This window comes from Streptomyces sp. TSRI0107 (assembly GCF_001905845.1).
Lineage (GTDB): Bacteria > Actinomycetota > Actinomycetes > Streptomycetales > Streptomycetaceae > Streptomyces.
In genome coordinates this window covers 15,611-35,969 of sequence record NZ_LIVZ01000012.1, presented here as the reverse complement: position 1 = coordinate 35,969, position 20,359 = coordinate 15,611, and the positions used below count along the sequence as shown (strand labels likewise).

Sequence of the window (20,359 nt, the reverse complement as noted above, 5' to 3'; positions counted from 1 at the left end):
CGGTCAGTCGCTCTCCTTCCAGACGAGCGCGGTCAGTACGGCCGTCGAGACCGTGACCGGGGTGTCCTGGGCGTTGAGCAGCCGCACGCGCATCCCGCGCCCGGCTCCGATGCGCTTCACCAGGGGCAGCACGCCGAAGGTGTCGCCGCCGGTGCCGACGAGTTCGTGGACCGGGTGGTCCTGCACCAGTGTGTCGCCCGCGTACTCCGACATGCGGGCCTGCACGGTCTGCCCGGGCCGCAGGCCGGCGACGCGCAGGCTCAGGGAGCCGGAGAAGCGGCACGCGCCGCGCGCCCACACGCTGCCGTCGGTGGCGTGGTCGCCGGTCTCGTCGGTCCACTCGCGGGAGAACTCGATCGAGTCCCAGCCGCCGGGGTCGAGGCGGTAGGCCCGGCCGATACCGAGGTTGACGTACTGCGGCATGGGGTCGTCCCCTTCCCACTGTCCCGCCCGGAGTGCCAGGCAGGCCGCCAGGTCACGGCGGAAGTCCTTCATGTCGAAACCGCGGGGGTCCGGCTTCCAGTCGGACCACTCCAGGTGGCCGATCGCGCTCTTCGCGCTCCAGCCGTGAGCGCGGCAGACCGCGGCGGTGGCCTTGACGATGGCCACGTACTGGACGCGCGGCCACGGGTCGGTGCCGTCGCCCTTGTTGGCGCACTCCCAGCCGTAGAACCGGGCGTTGCCGTCGATGGCTCCGGAGGAGTCCTGGTGTTCGTGTGTCGGGGGCGGGTAGTCGCCGTAGGACTCGTTGACGACCGCGTCGAGGACGTCCGGGTCGCCGCCGCCCGCGTGGTTTGCGCGGCCGTTGGCGGTGAGGTGGACCCTGCCGTCCTTGGTGATGCAGCCCGTGGCGAGCGGGCCGGGGAGGGTGGAGTGTCCGTCGTAGATCAGGTCGACGACGTCGACGGCGGGGCCGGTCGCGGTGTGATGGACCATCACACCGTGCACGGGCCCCCAGGCGCCCGCGTGGTTGCGGTTGTGGGTGCGCCAGGAGCGGACCTCCCGGACGGCGCAGCCCTCGGCGCGCAGCGCGGCCAGCAGCCGGTCGGCGGCGAGCGGCGCCGCCATCACACTGGCTCCGGTGGCCGGTACGGGACGGTTCTGCCAGGGGTGGGGACCATGGTCAGCCTCCGATCGGTGCTGGGCGGGCCACGCACAGAAGCGCTGATGGTGCGATACCCAGGAGGCGGCATGGCGTACAGGCTGTTTTCGGTCAGAGTCTCACTCGCCGCCGAAGCGGTCCCGCAGCTCGCGCTTGAGGATCTTGCCGCTGGCGTTGCGGGGCAGGGTGTCGACGAAGACGATCCGTTTCGGCACCTTGAAGGGCGTCAGCCGTTCGCGGGCGTGGGTGATCAGCTCCGCCTCGGTGACCTCGCCGCGCCGGACGACGAAGGCGGTGATCGCCTCGATCCACTTGTCGTCCGGCAGGCCGACGACGGCGGCCTCGGCGACCGACTCGTGCGTGTACAGGGCGTCCTCGACCTGGCGTGAGGCGACCAGGACGCCACCGGAGTTGATGACGTCCTTGACCCGGTCGACGATGGTGAAGTAGCCGTCCGCGTCGCGGACCGCGAGGTCCCCGGAGTGGAACCAGCCGTCGCGGAAGGCGTCGGCGGTCTCCTCGGGCTTGTCCCAGTAGCCCTCGCACAGCTGCGGCGAGCGGTAGACGATCTCGCCGGGGGTGCCGTCGGGCACGTCCTTGCCGTCCTCGTCGACCACGCGCGCGTCGACGAAGAGCACCGGCCGGCCGCAGGAGTCCAGGCGTCCCTCGTGCTCGTCGGGGCCGAGCACGGTGGCGAGGGGGCCGATCTCGCTCTGTCCGAAGCAGTTGTAGAAGGCGAGTCCGGGCAGCCGGGCGCGCAGGCGTTCCAGTACGGGCACCGGCATGATCGACGCGCCGTAGTACGCCTTGCGCAGGCCGCTCAGGTCGCGGGTGGCGAAGTCGGGGCGGCCCGCGAGGCCGATCCACACGGTGGGCGGGGCGAACAGGCTGTCCACGCGGCCGGCCTCGACCAGGTCGAAGAGCCGGTCGCCGTCGGGCGCGTCGAGGACGATGTTCGTCGCGCCGACCGCCAGGTACGGCAGCAGGAACACGTGCATCTGCGCGGCGTGGTAGAGCGGCAGCGCGTGCGCCGGCCGGTCCCCGGCGCTCAGGTCGAGGGCGGTGATGGCGCTCAGGTACTCGTGCACCAGCGCCCGGTGGGTCATCATCGCGCCCTTCGGGAGCGCGGTGGTGCCCGAGGTGTAGAGCAGCTGCACCAGGTCCTCACCGGCCGCCTCGGGGCCGTCGTACGGCGCGGTCGTGGCCAGCAGGTCGAGCAGTGAGCCGTCGGTGTCCCGCAGCGGCAGCGCGGGGGTGCCGGCGGGCAGCCGGTCCGCGAGGCCGGGGTCGGCGAGGACCAGGGAGCTGCCGGACTGGCGGACGAGGTACGCGAGGTCGTCGCCGGTGAGGTTCTGGTTGACGGGCACGTGCACCAGGCCGGCGCGGGCGCAGGCGAGGAAGCCGATGAGGTAGGCGTCGGAGTTCCGGCCGTAGGCGCCGACACGGTCGCCGGGGGCGAGGCCGCGGTCGAGCAGCGCGCTCGCGGCGCGGGAGACGGCGTCGTCCAGCTCCTCGTAGGTCCAGCGCCGGTCGCGGTACTCGACCGCGACGCGTGCCGGGGTGCGGCGGGCGCTGCGCCGCAGCACCCCGTCGACCGTGCTGCCGTGTCCGGGCGTCATGGCTCCCGATCCTGGATCGGCGGGAGGCCCGGGTCAAGACGCCTCACCACACCGGTGCCCTGGACACATACCCGTTGGTACGCTCAACCGCCCCTTCCCCCAATGATGTTGGGAGGCACCATGCGCATCCGCTGGAGACGGCTCGCCGTCACGGCCGTCGCCCTGTTCACCGCCGCCGCCACGCTGCCCGCGGCCGCCGCCGAGCGGCACGGCCGCGAGGACCGTCCCTCGCACGGCGGTCTGTCCGCGGTCATCCGCTACACCGAGTACGGCATCCCGCACATCACCGCGCGCGATTACGCCGGCCTGGGTTTCGGCACCGGCTGGGCGCAGGCCGCCGACCAGGTCTGCGTTCTCGCCGACGGCTTCGTGACCGTGCGCGGCGAGCGGTCCAGGTTCTTCGGAGCGGACGGCCCGTCCGACGCCGCGCTGTCCTCGGCGGGCACGAACCTCGCCGGCGACCTGTACTTCCGCGGGGTGCGGGAGGCCGGCACGGTGGAGAAGCTGCTCGCCGAGCGCGCGCCGGCGGGCCCGAGCCGGCCGGCGATGGACCTGATGCGGGGTTACGCGGCCGGGTACAACGCCTGGCTGCGCCAGAACCGGATCACCGACCCGGCGTGCGCGGGCGCCGCCTGGGTGCGGCCGGTGACGACGCTGGACGTGGCGGCGCGCGGGTACGCGCTGGCCGTGCTCGGCGGCCAGGGCCGGGCGGTCGACGGCATCACGGCCGCGCAGCCGCCCACGGCGTCCACCGCCACCACGGCACCGGACCCCGAGGACACCGCCCGTGCCGCCCGTGCGCTGTTCGCGGCGCACGACTCGGACATGGGCTCCAACGCCGTCGCGTTCGGCGGCGCGACCACCGCGAACGGGCGGGGGCTGCTGCTGGGCAACCCGCACTACCCGTGGCAGGGCGGCCGCCGGTTCTGGCAGTCGCAGCAGACCATCCCCGGCCGGCTGAACGTGGCGGGCGGCTCGCTGCTCGGCGCGGCGACGGTCTCCATAGGCCACAACGCGCATGTGGCGTGGAGCCACACCGTGGCGACCGGCGTGCCCCTCAGCCTGCACCAGCTGACCCTGGACCCGGCGGACCCGACGGTCTACGTCGTCGACGGCGAGCGGCACCGGATGACGAAACGTACCGTCACCGTCGCGGTGAAGGGCGGCGCGCCCGTCACCCGCACCCAGTGGTGGACCCGCTACGGCCCGGTCGTCACCTCGCTCGGCGCCGGTCTGCCGCTGCCGTGGACCGCGACGACGGCGTACGCGCTGAACGACCCGAACGCCGCCAACCTGCGCGCCTCCGACACCGCGCTCGGCTTCTCCACCGCCCGCGGCACGGACGACGTCCTCGACGCGCTGCGCCGCACCCAGGGCCTGCCGTGGGTGAACACCGTCGCCGCCGACTCGGCGGGACACACCCTGTTCACCCAGTCGCAGGTCCTTCCGCGTATCACCGACGACCTGGCCCAGCGCTGTTCCACCCCGCTCGGCAGGGTCACCTACCCGGCGTCGGGGGTAGCCGTGCTGGACGGTGCGCGCGGCGACTGCGCCCTCGGCCGGGACGCCGACGCCGTGCAGGAGGGTGTGTTCGGGCCCGCGCGGATGCCGACGCTGAAGGACGCGCCGTACGCGGAGAACTCCAACGACAGCGCGTGGCTGGCCAACGCGGACCGGCCGCTGACCGGGTACGAGCGGATCTTCGGCAACGTGGGCACCCAGCGTTCGATGCGGACCCGCGGGGCGCTCGAGGACGTGGCGGCGATGGCCGAGCGGGGTGAGCTGACCGTGCGGGACCTCCAGCGGCAGCAGTTCGCCAACCGGGTCCCGGCCGGTGACCTGGCGGCGGCCGACGCGGCTAAGGCCTGCGCCGGCCTGCCCGGCGGCACGGCGACGAGCGGCAAGGGCACGCCGGTCGACGTGACGGAGGCCTGTGAAGTGCTCGCGGCCTGGGACCGCACCATGGACACCGGCAGCCGGGGCGCGCTGCTCTTCGACCGGTTCTGGCGGAAGCTGACGGCGTCGGTGCCGGCGGTGCAGCTGTGGAAGGTGCCGTTCTCCGCGGCCGACCCGGTCCGCACGCCGCACACCCTGAACACGGCGGCGCCGGGCTTCGCCACGGCTCTCGCGGACGCGGTCGCCGAGCTGCGCGCGGCGGGCATCGCGCTCGACGCGCCGCTCGGCGAGGACCAGTTCGTGGTGCGCGGCGGTGAGCGCATCGCGGTGCCCGGCGGCACCGAGTCCCTCGGCGTGTGGAACAAGATCGAGCCGGTGTGGGACCCGGCACGCGGGGGCTACACGCAGGTGACCACGGGGTCCAGCTACATCCAGGCGGTGGGCTGGGACGGCGGCCGGTGCCCGGTGGCCCGGACCCTGCTGACCTACTCGCAGTCCTCTGACCCCGACTCGCCGCATCTCGCCGACCAGACCCGGCTGTTCTCCGGCGAGCGGTGGGTGACGTCGCGGTTCTGCGAGAAGGACATCCTGTCCTCGCCCGCGCTGCGAGTGGTCCGGGTGCGGGAGCGCTGAGCCGTCGCCGGGCGCGTCACACCGGGCGCGTCCGGCCCGCCCGGTAGGGGTCCCGCAGCCGCCGCTTGCAGAGCTTGCCGTTGGGGTCGCGGGGCAGCTCGGTGACGAAGTCGACGCTCCTGGGCCGCTTGTAGCCGGCCAGGTGTTCGGCGCAGTGGTCGAGGAGGGCGGCGGCGAGGGCCGGCCCCGGCCGGCGGCCGGGCGCCGGTTCGACGACCGCCTTCACCTCCTCACCCCAGTCGTCGTGCGGGACGCCGAACACGGCGGCGTCGGCAACGGCGGGGTGGGCGAGCAGGACGGACTCGATCTCGGCCCCGTCGTCGTCGAAGATCGCGAGTTCGCTGATCGGCCAGGCCTTGCCGACCGTGCCGGGTCTCTTCAGGCAGTCCTCGGCGGTGGCGAAGGCGCCGCCGCCCTCGCCGGCCGCGTAGTACTCCTCCACGCAGGGCCCCACCAGTCGAGCATGGCGCGTTTGACGTGGTCGGGGCAGGGGGCGGCGCCGTGGATCGCGTGTCGCATGGACGACACGTCGTACGCCTCCCTGACGGCCCGCGGCAGGGCGAGCAGGCGGTGGAACTGGGTCGGGACCATGCGGGTGTGGGTGCAGCGGTGGGTGTCGATCAGGCGCAGCATGTCCTCGGGCGTCCACTTGTCCATGACGACCAGCCGGTGCCCGATGTGCAGGGACGCGCCCGCGAACTGGAGCACCGCCGTTCGACGTCGGCCTCGGTGACGCCCTCGACCTTCTTCGCGGGCATGACGACGTCCAGGCCGTAGGGGCGGCCCTCGGTGTGCGCCTCGATCCAGTCGAGGTCGCGTCTCAGCTCGCCGGGGGCGGTGTAGCGGACCGCGCCGAGCACTCCGAGGCCGCCGGCCCGGCTGATGGCCGCGGCGACGGCGGGGAACGGCGTGAAGCCGAAGACGGCGTGCTCGGCTCCCAGGGTGTTGCTCAGCTCCGTCTGCATGGGCGCAGGATGCCGGAGTCCTCCGGAGGACGGAAGGCATTGTCTGACGGTTCGTCAGGCCAGTTGGCCGGGAGCCGCGGACGAGCCTTCCGGAGGGAGCGCCTGTTCGGCCCAGATGGTCTTCCCGGTGCCGCTCGGCCGGGTGCCCCAGCGCTGGGTGAGCTGGGCGACGAGAAGCAGTCCGCGGCCGCCCTCGTCGAAGGTGCGGGCCCGGCGCAGATGCGGGGAGGTGCTGCTGGCGTCGGAGACCTCGCAGATCAGGGCGGCCTGGTCGCGGATCAGACGGAGCTGGATGGGGGCGCCGCCGTACCGGATGGCGTTGGTGACCAGTTCGCTGACCACCAGCTCGGTGACGAACACGGACTCCTCCAGCCCCCACCGCTCAAGCTGTTCGGTGGCCTCCTGCCGGGCGGTGGCGACCACCGCGGGGTCGGCGGGCAGGTCCCACACGGCCACCCGGTCGGCGTCCAGGGCCCGGGTGCGGGCGATCAGCAGGGCCACGTCGTCGACGGGGGTGTCGGGGAGCAGCGACGCGAGGACGCGGTCGCACAGCAGGTCGATCGTGTCGGCGGGTTCGGCGAGCGCGGCGCACAGCGCGGCGGTGCCCGCGTCCACGTCCTGGTCGCGGCCCTCGATCAGCCCGTCCGTGTAGAGGGCCAGCACGGCGCCCTCGGGCAGCTCCCGCTCCGTGGCCTCGAACGGCAGCCCGCCGACGCCGAGCATCGGCCCGGCGGTCATGCCGACCACCTCGACGGTGCCGTCGGGCAGGCGCACGACGGGCGGCGGGTGGCCGGCGGCGGCCGTCGTGCACCGCCGGGTCACCGGGTCGTACACCGTGTACAGGCAGGTCGCCGCGATCTCCCCGGGTGCCCGCTGCCCGTCGCCCGCCAGATGGCCGACCAGGTCGTCGAGATGGGTGAGGAGTTCGTCCGGCGGCAGGTCCACGTCGGCGAGCGTCCACACCGCCGTACGGAGCCGTCCCATGGTCACCGAGGCGTGGATGCCGTGGCCGACGACGTCCCCGACGACCAGCGCCACCCGGGTGCCGGAGAGCGGGATGACGTCGAACCAGTCGCCGCCCACGCCCGCCTGGGAGATCGCCGGCAGATAGCGGGAGGCGCACTCCACCGCCGCCTGTCCGGCCACCGCCTGCGGCAGCAGGCTGCGTTGCAGGCCGAGCGCGGTGGCGCGTTCCCGGGTGTAGCGGCGGGCGTGGTCGACGCAGACGGCGGCGCGGCCGACCAGCTCTGTGGCCAGGGAGAGGTCGTCGTGGTCGAACGGGTCGGGGTGGTCCGGGCTGAGCCGGCGGACGAGGACGGCGACGCCGAGCGTGGTGCCGCGCACCGCCAGCGGGACGGCCATCAGGGACAGTTCACGGGTGCCGGACGCGTGCAGGGCCGCCGCGCGGGCGTCGTGCCGGTCCAGCCAGCGGTCCAGGGCGGGGTCCCCGGTGCGGGTGAGCACGGGCTCGCCGGTGGCGAGGGCGCGGGCCGGTGGTGACTGGGGCGGGTAGGCGTCGTCGGCGCCGAGGTGGATCGTGGTCTCCGGCACGCCCGGCGTCAGGGAGTGGTGGGCGACCCGGCGCAGCGTCAGAACCCCGTCGGACAGGCCCACGACGGGCTCCTCGCCCTCGATGACCGAGTCCAGCAGGTCCACGCTGGCGAAGTCGGCGAGCCGGGGCACCACCAGCTCGGCCAGTTCCCGGGCGGTGTGGACGACGTCGAGCTTGGAGCCGACGCCGACGGCGGCCTCGTTCAGCATCGCCAGCCGCTGCCGCGCCCAGTGCTGCTCGCTGCTGTCGAACGCGGCGAGCGCGGTGCCGATCAGCTCCCCGGACGCCTCACGCACCGGCCACATCTCCATGTTCCAGGCGTGCGCGCGCCGCCCGGACGGGGAGCGGGTCCAGCTCTCGTACCGGGCGGGCCGCCCGGTCTCCGCGACCTGTCCGAGGTGGTGCAGGAAGCCGCGGCCGTGCTCGGCGTCCGCCGCGGTCTCCGGGTGGTGGCGGTGCCGGAGCTCGTCCTCCGGCCGGCCCATCACCCGGTACGCCTCGCCGTTCATGCGCAGGCAGCGCTGTTCGGTGTCGAAGACGGACATCGGCACGGAGGCCTGCCGGAACGCCAGCTCGCACAGCAGTCCGTCCCGGGCGTCCGGGGCGGTGCTGATCACCCACCCCTGGGGCCGCCCCTCGGCGCCGGCCAGCGGACAGGCCCGCAGGGTCAGGTCCAGCCGGCGGCCGTCCTTGTGCCGGAGCGGCACGACGGCGGTGCCGGTGCCGGTCAGCCGGTGCCGGGCGGTGCCGGGGTCGCCGTCGACGAGGTCGGCGGCGCGGCGGCCGGTGACCTCCTCGGCGGCGTAGCCCGTGAGGACGCGGGCACGGTCCGTCCACCCCGTGACGATCCCTCGCGCATCGACCACCGCCAGCGCGTCACCGGCCGTGGCCGCTCGCACGTCATCGCGCGGCGCCGTCACCATGTGTACGAGCATCGCGCGCGCGGCGAGCGGCATCAACCGGAGGCCGTCTCGCCCTCCAGCACGGCCATCGCGGCGTTGTGGCCGGGCACTCCGCTGACTCCGCCGCCGCGCACGGCGCCCGCGCCGCACAGCAGGACGTTGCGGTGCCGGGTCTCGACGCCCCAGCGGCCGGTGCCGTCCTGGGCGTGGGGCCAGGACAGGGCGCGGTGGAAGATGTTGCCGCCGGGCAGCCCGAGGTCGCGCTCGAGGTCCAGCGGGGTCTTCGCCTCGATGCAGGGGCGGCCGTCGGCGTCCTCGGCGAGGCAGTCGGCGAGCGGTTCGGCGAGGTGGGCGTCGAGCTGGGCGAGGGTGAGTTTCAGCAGTTCGTCGCGGACGGTGTCGTGGTCGTGGGCGAAGAGCCGGGCGGGGGTGTGCAGGCCGAACAGGGTGAGCGTCTGGTAGCCCTGCTCGGCGAGGGCGGGGGCGAGGATCGTCGGGTCGGTCAGCGAGTGGCAGTAGATCTCGGAGGGCGGCGCGGCGGGCAGTTCGCCGGCGGCGGCCTGGGCATGCGCGGCGGCCAGTTGCCGGTAGCCCTCCGCGATGTGGAAGGTGCCGGCGAACGCCTCACGCGGGTCGACGTCGGGGTCGCGGAGCCTGGGCAGCCGCTTCAGCAGCATGTTGACCTTGAGCTGGGCGCCCTTGGCGGGTTCCGGCGGGGCGTCGCCGGTGAGGGCGGCCAGCTCGCGCGGCGCGGCGTTCACCAGGACGTGCCGGGCGGCGGCGACGCCCTCGCCGTCGGCGGTGCGGTAGGTGACCTCGGCGGTCCGGCCGTCGGTGGCGATGCGCACCGCCTCGTGCCCGGTGGCCAGGACGGCGCCGGCCGCGCGGGCGGTGGCCGCCAGCGCGTCGGTCAGGGCGCCCATGCCGCCGACCGGGACGTCCCAGGCGCCGGTGCCGCCGCCGATCACGTGGTACAGGAAGCAGCGGTTCTGGGCCAGGCCGGGATCGTGGGCGTCGGCGAAGGTGCCGATCAGCGCGTCGGTGAGGACCACGCCGCGCACCAGGTCGTCCGCGAAGTCGTCCTCGATGGCCCGGCCGATGGGCTCCTCGAAGAGCATCCGCCAGGCGTCCTCGTCGTCGACGCGGCGGCGCAGCTCCGCCCGGCTGGGCAGCGGTTCGGTCAGGGTCGGGAACACCCGCTCGGCGACCCGCCCGGTCATGCCGTAGAAACGCTGCCAGGCCGCGTACTCCCGGTCGTCGCCGGTCAGCCGGGCGAACGCCTCCCGGGTGCGCCGCTCGCCGCCGCCGACGAGCAGGCCGGTGGGGCGTCCGCCGCGTTCGGCCGGGGTGTACGAGGAGACGGTACGGGTGCGTACCCGGAAGTCCAGGTCGAGGTCCCGGACGATCTTCCGGGGCAGCAGGCTGACCAGGTACGAGTAGCGGGACAGACGGGCGTCGACGCCGGCGAAAGGACGGGTGGAGACGGCGGCGCCCCCGGTGTGGCCGAGGCGTTCCAGCACCAGGACGGAGCGTCCGGCGCGGGCCAGGTAGGCGGCGGCGACCAGGCCGTTGTGACCACCGCCGACGATCACGGCGTCGTAGGCGCGCTGCGGCGCGGGTGCGGGCATGGTTCTTGGTAACACGGGTGATCCGCCGCCGCCAGAGCCCCGCCGCGGGCTCCGCTCCGCCCCCGCCTCAGACGCCCTGCCCGCGCAGTTCGGCCGCTCGGCGGTACAGCTCCACCGCCTCCGGGCCGCGGCCGAGCTGTTCCAGGCAGTGGGCCTCGTCGTTGCGGCTGGTGAGGGTGTCGGGGTGGTCGGGGCCGAGGACGCGCTCGCGGACGGCGGCGACGGTGCGGTACTCGGCGAGGGCGTCCTGCCAGCGGCCGAGCCAGCCGAGGCCGACCGCGACCTCGCGGCGGCTGACCAGGGTGTCCGGGTGCTCGGGGCCGAGGACGCGCTCGCGGATCGCGCACACGTCGCGGGCCTCCGTCAGGGCCTCCTCCCAGCGGCCGAGGCGGCCGAGGTTGACGCCGAGGCCGTGGCGGGCGCGCAGGGTCTCGGGGTGGGCGGGGCCGTGCACACGGACGCGGTCCTCGACGAGGGCGCGGTAGAGCCGCAGGGCGTCCGCGCTGCGGCCGAGCCGGCCGAGGCTGATGCCGACCTCGTAGCGGGCGGCGAGGGTGTCGGGGTGGTCGGGGCCGAGTGCCCGGGTGCGGGCCTCGGTGACCTCGCGGTAGACGGTCAGCGCCTCCGGCCAGCGGCCCAGCTGGCCCAGGGCGTAGGCGACTTCGTACCGGGTGACCAGGGTGTCGGGGTGCTCCGGTCCGAGCACCCGGGCGCGGTCCCCGGCGACCTCGCAGGCCATCCGGTAGGAGTCCTCCAGCCGGCCCAGCCGGCCGAGGTTGAAGGCGAGGTTGTGGCGGCAGCGCAGGGTGTCGGGGTGGTCGGGGCCCATGGTGCGCTCGCGGACCGCGAGCACCGCCCGGTACACCCGGTCGGCGTCCAGCGGACGCCCCAACTGGCCGAGCACGTACGCCATCTCCTGCCGGGCGGCGAGGGTGTCCGGGTGGTCGGTGCCGAGCAGCCGGGTCCGCACCCGGGCCACGTGGGTGTACTCGCGCAGCGCGTCGGCGGCGCGGCCGGTGCGGCTGAGGGCGAAGGCCACCTGGTGGCGGCTGTCGAGGGTGTCCGGGTGTTCGGATCCGAGCAGGTGCTCGCGTTCGGCGGCGACCGCCCGGTGCACCTCGCCCGCCTCCGCCCAGCGGCCGAGCCGGCCCAGGCTGAGGCCCGCGTTGTGGCGTGAGGCGAGGGTGGCGAGCACCGCGGGCGGCGGCACCGACCGCTCCCGCGGCGCGGGTTCCGGGACCTGGCCGGTGACGGGCCGCGCGGTCCAGCGGCCGGAGAGCCCGGCCCCGGCGTCCGGGGGTGTGCCGCGCGGCCCGGTGCCGGCCGCCTTGTGGCCGGTGGTCATGCCGCGGGTCCAGTCCGGCAGCCGCGGCTCGGCGGCCGCCGCGGTGGTCCCGGCGTACGGTGCCGGCCGGGGCGCCAGGACGGTCGTCACGTACGACGGGGTCGCCCGGGCCGCGCTGATCCGCCGCCCCACCTCGCGGGCGTCGCCGGGCCGTTCCTCGGGCTGCTTGGCGAGCAGGTCGAGGATGATCCGCTCCAGGTAGGCGGGCAGTTCGGGCCGGTGGCCGCGCGGGGGCGGCGGGGGTGTGTCCCGGTGGCCGACGAGGATCGCCCAGGCGTCGTCGAGGTCGAACGGCGGTACGCCGGTGGCGATCTCGTACAGCACGCAGCCCAGCGAGTAGAGGTCGCTGCGCTGGTCGACGCCGTCCCCGCCGATCTGTTCCGGTGACATGTAGTGCGGGGTGCCCATCGCGATGCCGGTGCCGGTCAGCCGGGACGTGAAGCCGATGTCGTGGCCGAGGCGGGCGATGCCGAAGTCGCAGATCTTCACCGTGCCGTCGGTGAGCCGCACGATGTTCGCGGGCTTCAGGTCGCGGTGCACGATGCCCTGCTGGTGGGTGTAGGCGAGGGCCGCGGACACCTGGTCGGCGATCTCGACGACGTCGTCGACGGGGAGCGGGTGGTGCTTGTTGTCCTCCAGGAGCCGGCTGAGGTCGCGGCCCTGAAGCAGCTCCATGACGAGGAAGAGCACCCCGTCGGACTCCCCGAAGTCGTGCACGACGGTGATCCCGCGGTGCTGGAGGGCCGCGGCGGCTCTCGCCTCCCGCCGGAACCGCTCGCGCAGCACCCGGGTGAACGACTGGTCGTGCTGCTCGCGGAGCGGCTTGAGGCACTTCACGGCGACCTGCCGCCCCAGCGACTCGTCGCGCGCCCGCCACACCTCGCCCATGCCGCCGCGCCCGATCAGATCCAGCAGCCGGTAGCGGCCCTGGATCAGTCTCGTCTCCCCCATCGCTCGCCGTCGCCCCCGTCGGTGGTCCGCGCCCTCCCCTGGCCGGGTCCAGTATGGCGGGCTATGGGCCGACTTTGTACGGTGCCGGGCGTGCGCCCCCACCGCGCCCCGCCATCGCCCGAAGGATGCGTTTGGGCGGCGGTCGCCGCCGTGGACGTGCGGGAACGGCGCGCGGGACGGTGCCCGTCAGGCACGGCCGCCGGGTGCCGGCGGCGGATGCGGGGACCGGTCTGCCGTACGGCGTATGGGCGCACGGGGGCAGGCGGGCGTACGCCGACTGCGCCACGCGCCGTCACCGCGCGGCGCGCGCCCGTACGAGTCGGGGGTGCGTCCGCGGGCGAGCCCGGTCCCGGCGTGCCTCGGAGCCGTACACCTTGACGGCGGAGGCGTCCTGCGGGGTGAGGGTGCCGTGCTGGAGGGCGGCGACCATCTGCCGGTTGAGCAGCTTCAGCGCCTCCAGCCGGGCGTGCGTCCGCGCCAAGCGGTGGCGTACCCAGGGCAGGTCGACGACGCGGCGGCCGTCGGCGAGCTTGGTGCCGGCGGCCCAGCGCTGGACGTCGTGGAGGGCGCGGATCGCCATGGTGCCGTGGGCGGCGAGGGTGCGGATGACGGTGCACGAGTAGCCGGGGTCGGAGGTCGGCACCAGCAGCATGGTGATGCCCCGGTGCGGCGGGGCGGCGGGGTCGGTGCGGACGGCCGGCCAGACCCAGTCGGCGGTGTCTCCGTTGGTGGTCCAGATCTTGTGGCCGTCGACCACGTAGTCGTCGCCGTCGCGCACCGCGCGCGTCTTGAGGGCGGCGAGGTCGGTGCCCGCGTCGGGCTCGCTGTAGCCGATGGCGAAGTCGGTCTCGCCGGCGAGGATCCGGGGCAGGAAGCGCGTCTTCTGCTCCTCGGTGCCGTACCGCATGAGCGTCGGGCCGACCGTGTTGAGCGCCATGAGCGGCAGCGGGACGCCCGCCTCACCCCGAGCCAGCCGTCCGCGCCGAGGCGTCGGATGGTGCGTCGGTAGAACCGCTTCTGCTCGGCCGGGTCGGCGTGCCGGGCGGACGCGCCGTCCGGCACCAGACCGGCGAAGTAGGCGCGCAGTTCGCTGCGCAGCCGCTGCTGCTCGGCGTGCAGTCGAGGTGCACGGCGCCTCCAGGCTCCCCAAGGGCGGTCCTGACGGCGCACACGGTAGAACGTGTTACAGAAATAGGGAATGCCGGGTGCGGCAGCGCCGGGCCGGGGTTCGCGGTCCGGCCCGGCGCCGGTTCGCGGTCCGGCTCAGCCGAGGCTGCCGAGGAAGTCCGTGCAGGCGCGGGCGCAGCCACGGCAGGCCTCGGCGGCCTCCTCCGCGCCGGCCCGCTTGTCGAAGACGTGCGCGGACTCCAGGCAGACCGTCCGGCACCACTCCAGCTGGACCCGCAGGCCGGCCTCGTCCAGCTGGCTCTGCTCGGCCAGCATCCGGCAGGTGGCGTCGCACACCTCGGCGCACATGATCCCCTTGCGGCGGACGAGCTCCTGCTCCGGCGTACCGTCCGGATCCACCAGGCTCGCGCGCAGCGCACAGGCCCGCGCACAGTCCGTGCACGCCTGCGCGCAGACGAACCGGTCCTCCAGGAACCGGATGAGTTCTGCTTGCGATGGCGTCGTAGTCACATCGCTCCGGGTAGCCGCCGGGCGGTCCGCGAAACCCCCCGGGGGGGCCGGGCCGCGGCCGGTTTTCCGCCCTCCGCCCCGGGCACTCGTGCGGCGCCGGACACACCCGCGCCGAAGGAGGTGGGACACATGCCGGGACGAGAGGAACTGCCGTCGACGCTGGAGCGTTCGCCGCGGGACGCCCAGCGCACCTGGATCAAGGCGCACGACTCGGCGGTCGAGCAGTACGGCGAGGGCGAGCGGGCGCACCGCGTCGCCTACGGCGCGCTGAAGCACTCGTACGAGAAGGTCGGCGACCACTGGGAGCGCAAGGAGGGCGGCCGCAGGGGTCCCTCGGACCCGCGGTCGGCACGGCCGCGGCAGGTCGGCGGACGCAGCGGCGAGGGCGTCGACGAGAACGCCTCGAAGGAGCATCTGTACGACCTGGCCAGGCGGCTCGACGTGGACGGACGGTCCCGGATGTCGAAGGCCGAGCTGCTGGAGGCGATCCGCAAGGCCAACCGTTCCAGGACGCGCGAGGCCCGCTCGGAATGAAACCGCAGCCGACGGTGAGACCCGGAGCGATCGGGTTCATGTCCGTTTTGGGGGGTATTCGCACCGTATGAGTACCGCAATGATGCAGTTGGCCCAGCCGAGCGGACTGCTCAGCATCGCGATGTTCGTCGTGGGCATCGCCGTACTGGCGCTCCTGCTGGGCGGCTTCTGGCTAGGCACGCGTATCAGGCTCCGCGAATCGCCGCGTCCGCGGCCCGAGGAGCAGCCGCACCTGCCGCCGGGCGGCGCGGTGCATGAGGTCAGGGAGACCCGGGAACCCCTCGAAGTGCCCAAGATGCCGAAGGGCGGCCGCCCGCTCCTGCCGCACGAGATGGGCAGCTTCGGCAACGCGCGCACACGGACCGGTTCCGACCAGTCGCGGCCGCGCTGGTCCAAGGGTTCCAGCGGTTCCTGGGGCGGAGGCGGCCCCGGCTGACCACCCGCACACCTACGGAGGAAGTGAGATCCATGGCCGACGGCCGCAGCGCACTGCCCCTGCCCGACTACGACCACCTGCCCATCGGCGGGCTCGAGAGCCGGGTGCGCTCGCTGAGCGCCGAGGAGGTGGAGGAGCTGATCGCCTACGAGCGGACGCACGCCGACCGGCTACCGGTGACCGAGCTGCTGACCGCGCGCCTGGAACAGCTGCACGCGGGCGCCGAGCCGACGGGCGGCGATCCGACGGCGCTCCGCCCCGAGCAGGGCCAGGGCCACGCCGGTTCACCGGTGTCCCCGGCAACCGCGGGCGAGCCGCTCAGCCCGCCGCCGCACGGCACCCCCGACCAGCGGGGCAAGCCGAAGGGCGACCGGATGTAGACCGATCTCCGACCGACATGCCGGTGCGCAGGACCAGGACGTGGTCCTGCGCACCGGCATGTCGTCGTCTACCGGCTGCTGCGGTCGTCGTCCAGGCCGGCGACGCGGGACACGTTGCCGCGGTCCTCGGGGTCCTCGCTGGGCGTGCCCGTGAACCACGCGTCGAGGATCTCCTTCAGCAGCGGTTCCGAGGTCAGTCGCAGGCTGAGGGCCAGCACGTTGGCGTCGTTCCAGCGGCGGGCGCCGTCGGCCGTGTAGGCGTCCGTGCACAGGGCGGCCCGGACGCCGGGCACCTTGTTCGCGGCGATCGACGCGCCCGTGCCGGTCCAGCAGCAGACCACGGCCTGGTCCGCCGCCCCGTCGGCCACGTCCCGGGCCGCCGCGGCGGAGCAGACCGCCCACTGGGGGTCGTCCCCGGGGCGCAGCGCGCCGTGGGTCAGCACCTCGTGGCCGCGGCCGCGGAGTTCGGCCACCAGCAGTCGGGCCACGGGTTCGTCCATGTCGGAGGAGACGGCAATCCGCATGTCCTGGAGACTACCCCCGCGCCCGGAGCCCGGGCGCGGACGCGGTCCGGGTAGGGGTTGGGGCGGCGCAGGAGCCCCTGGGCCGCGGGCGGCAGCGGGGGCTTGGACATGCGGGTCTTCCTCTCGGGTCAGGCGTCGGGCTGCTCGTCGAAGCTGGCGAAGTACGCGGCGGCCATGTCCTCGTGGGCGTGGCCCTGCGCGGCGGCGCGTTCCAGCCGGGCGGCGCTCGCGGCGGCCACGTCCAGGCGGACGCCGTGCCGCTCGCCGGCCTCGACGATGAGCCGGGCGTCCTTGGCCGCGGTGCCGACCGCGAACTGCGCGGGCGAGAGCCGGTCCTCCAGGATCAGGCCCGCCTTGGCGTGCAGATAGCCCATGTCGAGCGGGCCGCCCGCTATGGCGTCGAAGAAGCCCTGCGGGTCCACGCCGAGTGCCTGCGCCAGGGCTAGGACCTCGCCGGTCGCGGCCGTGGCCGCGAGGACCCAGCTGTTGGCGACCAGCTTCAGCCGGGTCGCGGTGGCGGCGGCGCTGTCGTCGCCGGTCCACACCGTGCGGGCGCCGACCGCGTCGAAGACGGGGACGACCCGCTCGCGGTGCTCGACGGGTCCGGCGGCGAGCACCAGGAGCTGTCCGGCCTCGGCGGGCGCGCGGGTGCCGAGCACGGGGGCGTCGTAGAGCACGAGACCGTGCTCGTCGGCGAATCCGGCCAGGCCGGCCATGGCCTCCAGGCCCGCGGTGGTCGACTGCGCCCAGACGGTGCCGGGGCGCAGGGCGGGCGCGGCCTGGTCCATCGTCTCCAGGACGGCGGCACCGTCGTGGAGCATGGTGAGGACCACGTCGGCGTCCCGCACCGCGTCGGCGGGGGTGCCGGCGATGTGCACGCCGTCGGCAGCGAGGGGTTCGGCCTTGGCGCGGGTGCGGTTCCAGGCGTGGACGGTGTGTCCGGCGCGGGCGAGGTTGCGGGCCATCGCGGCGCCCATGATGCCGGTGCCGAGGACGCTCACGGTGAGCTTGGTGGTCATGACGTCGACTTCCTGATCCATGCGGTCTTGACGGGCGAGGCTGTGTGACGGGTGGTCCGAAAGATCGTCGTTCCGACGATGCCACCCGGCGGGCACGGCCCGCACGGCGGGGGCGGCGGTCAGGCGGTGAGCTCGCCGGAGGCGGCGCGGATCAGCCCGTCCAGCCGAGTACAGCGTGCTCCCCCGGTCCCTGTGCGCGGAGCGCCCCGACCCCGACGTGCTGCGCGTCCGGGACCGTCTGCGGCGGGCCGCCCGGTCCTGGTGAGGCGGCGGGTCTCGCTCAGTCCGGCAGCACCAGCCTTCCCGTCTCCCCCGGCTGGAGCCGTACCGAGCGGTCCGGGAGGCGGACGTCGATCGGGGTGGTGTCGGAGGCGGGGAGGGTGATCTCCAGCTGGGAGTGGCGCAGCCGCAGCCGCACGCCCCAGTTGCCCTGGTAGCGCAGGGAGAAGCCGTAGGTGGACAGTTCGGGGAGCGGGACGGGGTCCAGCCAGAGGGCGCCCTGGCGGGTGGTGAGGCCGGTGAGGCCGCGCTGGACGAGGTCCAGGGTGCCGGCCATGGCGCCGAGGTGGATGCCCTCGCCGGTGGTGCCGCCCTGCACGTCGGCGATGTCGCCGCGCAGCGCCTCCTGGCAGAACTGCCAGGCCTCGGCGCGCCGGGCGCGGGCCAGCACCCAGCCGTGGACCAGGCCGCTGAGGGTGGAGCCGTGGCTGGTGCGGTGCAGGTAGTAGTCGACGGTGCGGTGCCAGGTCTCGTCGTCCAGCCGCAGTCCCAGCCGGTCGAAGAGGCCCTGGAGTTCGGGCGGTGAGAAGAGGTAGCCGAGCATCAGGACGTCGGCCTGCTTGGAGGCCTGGTAGCGGTTGACGGTGTCGTCCTCCGCCTCCAGGATCCGGTCCAGGCGGCGGATGTCGCCGTACTGCGCCCGGTAGCCGGCCCAGTCGAGTTCGGCCAGCTCGCCGTAGCCCTCGAACTGGCTGATCACCCCTTCGTGGAAGGGCACGTGCAGGGTGCGGGACACCTCCTCCCAGCGCTCCGTCTCGTGCCTGTCGAGGCGGGCGCGTTCGGTGAGTTCGCGGCGGCGCGGCTCGGGCAGGGAGGCCAGCAGTTCCAGGGTGCGGGTGAGCACCCAGGCGGCCATGACGTTGGTGTACGCGTTGTCGTCGAGGCCGGGTTCGATCGCGTCCGGGTAGGCGTCGTGGTATTCGTCGGGTCCCATCACGCCCTTGATCCGGTGGCGTCCGAGGTGCTCGTCCCAGGTGGCCGAGTCGGCCCAGAACCGGGCGATCTGGAGCAGCATCTCGGCGCCCTTGGTGTGCCGGAACTCGGTGTCGCCGCTGGCCTCGCAGTACTCCCACACGTTGTAGGCGATGGCCGATCCGACGTGGTACTGGAGGTGCGAGTGGTCCGGCAGCCAGCGCCCGGAGCGCGGGTTGAGATGCAGTTGCTGGGTCTCCTCGCGGCCGTCGCTGCCGCTCTGCCACGGGTACATCGCGCCGCGCCGGCCCACCTCGCGCGCGGCGGTGCAGGCCTGCTCCAGGCGCCGGTGCCGGTAGTGCAGCAGGGCCCGGGAGACCTCCGGGAAACGCAGGTTGAGATACGGCAGCACGAACAGCTCGTCCCAGAAGACGTGCCCGCGGTAGGCCTCGCCGTGCAGCCCGCGCGCCGGGACGCCGACGTCGAGGTCGGCGGTGTGCGGCGAGAGGGTCTGCAGGACGTGGAAGAGGTGCAGGCGCAGGATGCGGCCCGCCTCCCCCGGCACGTCCAGGTCGGCCCGCCGCCACAGGTGGGACCAGGCGGTGCGGTGGGCGGCGAGCAGGTCGTCGAAGTCGGGGGCCCGGCCGACCCGGGCGATCGCGGCGTGCAGCGGGTCACTGATCGCCGGGTCGCGGGAGGTGTGCAGGGCGATGGTCTTGTCGACGGTGACGGGGGCGCCGGGTGCCAGCCGCAGCCGGATCCGCTGGGTGGTGCGGGGGCGGGCGTGCCGGACGGTGATGCTCCCCTCGCCGGTGAGGCGGGAGGCCATGCCGACCCGGATGTCGGAGGTGCGGGTGCGGCAGCGCAGCCAGGCCGTGTCGCCGGCGGCGGTGCCGGTGTGCGCGTGGGTGAGGTGCCTGCCGTCCAGGTCGCGGTAGCGGGGGACGCCGGCGTTGGTGACGCCGGCGTCGAGGGCGGCCTCGACGTGGAGTTCGCCGCCGAAGCCCTCGGCGGTGAACTCGGTGCGCAGCGCGGCCAGATGCGGGTCGGCCATGTGCACCAGGCGCTGCTGGCGCACCGTCAGGGAGCGGCCGTTGCCGAGGCCGTAGCGGGTGACGCGTTCGAGGGTGCCGACGTCCATGCGGAGGACCTGTCGGTGTTCGAGGACGTTGGCGGTCTCGGGGGTGAGCCAGGGCCGGCCGCGCAGCCGGAACCGCAGCGGCAGCCAGTTGGGCAGGTTGACCAGGTCCTCGTTGTCGACGCTGCGGCCCGCCACATGGGAGGTGAGCCGGTTGTAGCAGCCCGCCACATAGGTGCCCGGGTAGTGCACGTCGTCCGCGACGCACTCCGGGAGGGCGCCGCGGGTGGCGAAGTAGCCGTTGCCGAGTGTGCACAGCGACTCCCGCAGTCGCTCGTCGGCGGGCTCGTAGCCCTCGTACGTCCAGGTCCAGCCCGTCACTTCGGTGCTCCTCCCGCGTGCGGCGCGCCGACCCGCGGGGTACGACGGGTCGGCGCCGTGCGGCAGCAGTCTCTCCCCGCGGGCGGGTCCGGCCGTGCGGTCCACGCCGGGCGGGGGGCGAAGCGGCGGATTCGCCGGGACTCAGCAGGGTGCGGCGGTGCCCGCCGGGTCGCGTGGGAGGACGGTGACCCGGCGGAAGTTGCAGCCGCCGGGTGGCAGGTCCTCGGGGGCTGGGCCGCCCTGATGGGCCTTCAGGGCGACGCTGACCAGGCTCTGCAGCAGGTCGACGTCCGCGTCGCAGTCGAGGTGGACGGTCACCCAGCGGGAGCCGGGCACCAGGCGGATCGCCGTCGACTCCCCGAGGTCGGCGGCGAAGCGCCGCAGGGACCGGCTGGTGAGGTGGAGGTCCACGTCGTGGTCGGAGTGGAAGTGGGCGATCTCGCTGTGGACGGTGCGAAGTGCCCGCCCTGTGCCGCAACTGGCCGGTGCCGACGTGAGGTCGGGCCAGGCCTCGAGTTGCTCCAGGGCGCGCTGGGCCAGAGTCATGGGCCCATCGTCACCTCCTCACCGCGCTGATACCAGGGG

General features: G+C 74.3%; 14 protein-coding genes and 3 pseudogenes. 4 read left to right on the top strand and 13 right to left on the bottom strand.

Translation table 11 applies throughout. The features are described from left to right. Positions 1-3 precede the first annotated feature (3 nt). A complete protein-coding gene (locus AMK31_RS29350; protein WP_073943712.1) occupies positions 4-1,068 on the bottom strand; it encodes a peptidoglycan recognition protein family protein in 1,065 nt (354 codons plus the stop codon). A gap of 153 nt (positions 1,069-1,221) precedes the next feature. Then, positions 1,222-2,721 carry an acyl-CoA synthetase gene (locus AMK31_RS29345; RefSeq protein ID WP_073943711.1) on the bottom strand — a complete coding sequence of 500 codons (1,500 nt, stop codon included), beginning with the start codon at positions 2,719-2,721 and terminating at the stop codon, positions 1,222-1,224. Positions 2,722-2,841: 120 nt separating this feature from the next. Here AMK31_RS29345 and AMK31_RS29340 point away from each other — a divergent pair, with 120 nt between their 5' ends. After that, positions 2,842-5,250 carry a penicillin acylase family protein gene (locus AMK31_RS29340; RefSeq protein WP_073943710.1) on the top strand — a complete coding sequence of 803 codons (2,409 nt, stop codon included), beginning with the start codon at positions 2,842-2,844 and terminating at the stop codon, positions 5,248-5,250. Positions 5,251-5,266: 16 nt separating this feature from the next. Here the strand turns inward: AMK31_RS29340 and AMK31_RS39295 are convergent. From AMK31_RS39295 to AMK31_RS29300, 7 genes and pseudogenes are all read right to left on the bottom strand, one after another. Beyond that, positions 5,267-5,964, bottom strand: a pseudogene (locus AMK31_RS39295) (AMP-binding enzyme); the annotation flags it as partial. Beyond that, positions 5,964-6,215, bottom strand: a pseudogene (locus AMK31_RS29325) (nitronate monooxygenase); the annotation flags it as partial. The pseudogenes AMK31_RS29325 and AMK31_RS39295, both read right to left, overlap by 1 nt. Positions 6,216-6,269: 54 nt before the next feature. Next, the gene (locus AMK31_RS29320) at positions 6,270-8,690 is read right to left on the bottom strand and encodes a SpoIIE family protein phosphatase (protein ID WP_073943946.1); all 2,421 of its coding nucleotides are present in this window, start codon (positions 8,688-8,690) and stop codon (positions 6,270-6,272) included. A 32-nt stretch (positions 8,691-8,722) separates the two neighbouring features. After that, positions 8,723-10,297: a phytoene desaturase family protein gene (locus tag AMK31_RS29315; RefSeq protein ID WP_073943707.1), complete on the bottom strand. Its 1,575-nt coding sequence runs from the start codon at positions 10,295-10,297 to the stop codon at positions 8,723-8,725. A 67-nt stretch (positions 10,298-10,364) separates the two neighbouring features. Further along, on the bottom strand, positions 10,365-12,593 hold the full coding sequence (locus AMK31_RS29310) for a serine/threonine-protein kinase (protein WP_073943706.1): 2,229 nt from the start codon (positions 12,591-12,593) through the stop codon (positions 10,365-10,367). A gap of 346 nt (positions 12,594-12,939) precedes the next feature. Further along, a pseudogene (locus AMK31_RS29305) lies at positions 12,940-13,723 on the bottom strand (acyl-CoA dehydrogenase family protein); the annotation flags it as partial. Between the two features lie 133 nt (positions 13,724-13,856). Beyond that, positions 13,857-14,231: a ferredoxin gene (locus AMK31_RS29300; protein WP_073943704.1), complete on the bottom strand. Its 375-nt coding sequence runs from the start codon at positions 14,229-14,231 to the stop codon at positions 13,857-13,859. A 129-nt stretch (positions 14,232-14,360) separates the two neighbouring features. Here AMK31_RS29300 and AMK31_RS29295 point away from each other — a divergent pair, with 129 nt between their 5' ends. The 3 genes from AMK31_RS29295 to AMK31_RS29285 all read left to right on the top strand — a co-directional run bounded on the left by AMK31_RS29295 (position 14,361) and on the right by AMK31_RS29285 (position 15,581). Then, complete coding sequence (locus AMK31_RS29295; protein WP_073943703.1) at positions 14,361-14,765, top strand: ChaB family protein; 405 nt, start codon at positions 14,361-14,363, stop codon at positions 14,763-14,765. 67 nt (positions 14,766-14,832) lie between these two features. Further along, positions 14,833-15,201 carry a DUF6479 family protein gene (locus tag AMK31_RS29290; protein ID WP_107468761.1) on the top strand — a complete coding sequence of 123 codons (369 nt, stop codon included), beginning with the start codon at positions 14,833-14,835 and terminating at the stop codon, positions 15,199-15,201. Between the two features lie 32 nt (positions 15,202-15,233). Beyond that, a complete protein-coding gene (locus AMK31_RS29285; protein ID WP_073943702.1) occupies positions 15,234-15,581 on the top strand; it encodes a hypothetical protein in 348 nt (115 codons plus the stop codon). Positions 15,582-15,649: 68 nt separating this feature from the next. On the opposite strand, the gene AMK31_RS29280 is transcribed toward AMK31_RS29285, so the two are convergent. From AMK31_RS29280 to AMK31_RS29265, 4 genes are all read right to left on the bottom strand, one after another. Continuing rightward, positions 15,650-16,105, bottom strand: a complete 456-nt coding sequence (locus AMK31_RS29280; RefSeq protein ID WP_073943701.1) for an RpiB/LacA/LacB family sugar-phosphate isomerase — start codon at positions 16,103-16,105, stop codon at positions 15,650-15,652. Between the two features lie 128 nt (positions 16,106-16,233). After that, entirely contained in the window at positions 16,234-17,124 is an 891-nt protein-coding gene (locus AMK31_RS29275; RefSeq protein ID WP_073943700.1) for an NAD(P)-dependent oxidoreductase, read from the bottom strand. A gap of 280 nt (positions 17,125-17,404) precedes the next feature. Next, the gene (locus tag AMK31_RS29270; protein ID WP_073943699.1) at positions 17,405-19,774 is read right to left on the bottom strand and encodes a glycoside hydrolase family 65 protein; all 2,370 of its coding nucleotides are present in this window, start codon (positions 19,772-19,774) and stop codon (positions 17,405-17,407) included. 141 nt (positions 19,775-19,915) lie between these two features. Next, positions 19,916-20,320 (bottom strand): luciferase domain-containing protein, encoded by a 405-nt coding sequence (locus tag AMK31_RS29265; protein WP_073943698.1) that lies wholly within the window; start codon positions 20,318-20,320, stop codon positions 19,916-19,918. Between the last annotated feature and the right edge of the window lie 39 nt (positions 20,321-20,359).

Bases quoted from the DNA above. Each gene is read 5' to 3' on its own strand.
- AMK31_RS29350 (WP_073943712.1), bottom strand. From the start codon at position 1,068: ATGGCGGCGCCGCTCGCCGCCGACCGGCTGCTGGCCGCGCTGCGCGCC.
- AMK31_RS29345 (WP_073943711.1), bottom strand. From the start codon at position 2,721: ATGACGCCCGGACACGGCAGCACGGTCGACGGGGTGCTGCGGCGCAGC.
- AMK31_RS29340 (WP_073943710.1), top strand. From the start codon at position 2,842: ATGCGCATCCGCTGGAGACGGCTCGCCGTCACGGCCGTCGCCCTGTTC.
- AMK31_RS29320 (WP_073943946.1), bottom strand. From the start codon at position 8,690: ATGGTGACGGCGCCGCGCGATGACGTGCGAGCGGCCACGGCCGGTGAC.
- AMK31_RS29315 (WP_073943707.1), bottom strand. From the start codon at position 10,297: ATGCCCGCACCCGCGCCGCAGCGCGCCTACGACGCCGTGATCGTCGGC.
- AMK31_RS29310 (WP_073943706.1), bottom strand. From the start codon at position 12,593: ATGGGGGAGACGAGACTGATCCAGGGCCGCTACCGGCTGCTGGATCTG.
- AMK31_RS29295 (WP_073943703.1), top strand. From the start codon at position 14,361: ATGCCGGGACGAGAGGAACTGCCGTCGACGCTGGAGCGTTCGCCGCGG.
- AMK31_RS29290 (WP_107468761.1), top strand. From the start codon at position 14,833: ATGAGTACCGCAATGATGCAGTTGGCCCAGCCGAGCGGACTGCTCAGC.
- AMK31_RS29285 (WP_073943702.1), top strand. From the start codon at position 15,234: ATGGCCGACGGCCGCAGCGCACTGCCCCTGCCCGACTACGACCACCTG.
- AMK31_RS29280 (WP_073943701.1), bottom strand. From the start codon at position 16,105: ATGCGGATTGCCGTCTCCTCCGACATGGACGAACCCGTGGCCCGACTG.
- AMK31_RS29275 (WP_073943700.1), bottom strand. From the start codon at position 17,124: ATGACCACCAAGCTCACCGTGAGCGTCCTCGGCACCGGCATCATGGGC.
- AMK31_RS29265 (WP_073943698.1), bottom strand. From the start codon at position 20,320: ATGACTCTGGCCCAGCGCGCCCTGGAGCAACTCGAGGCCTGGCCCGAC.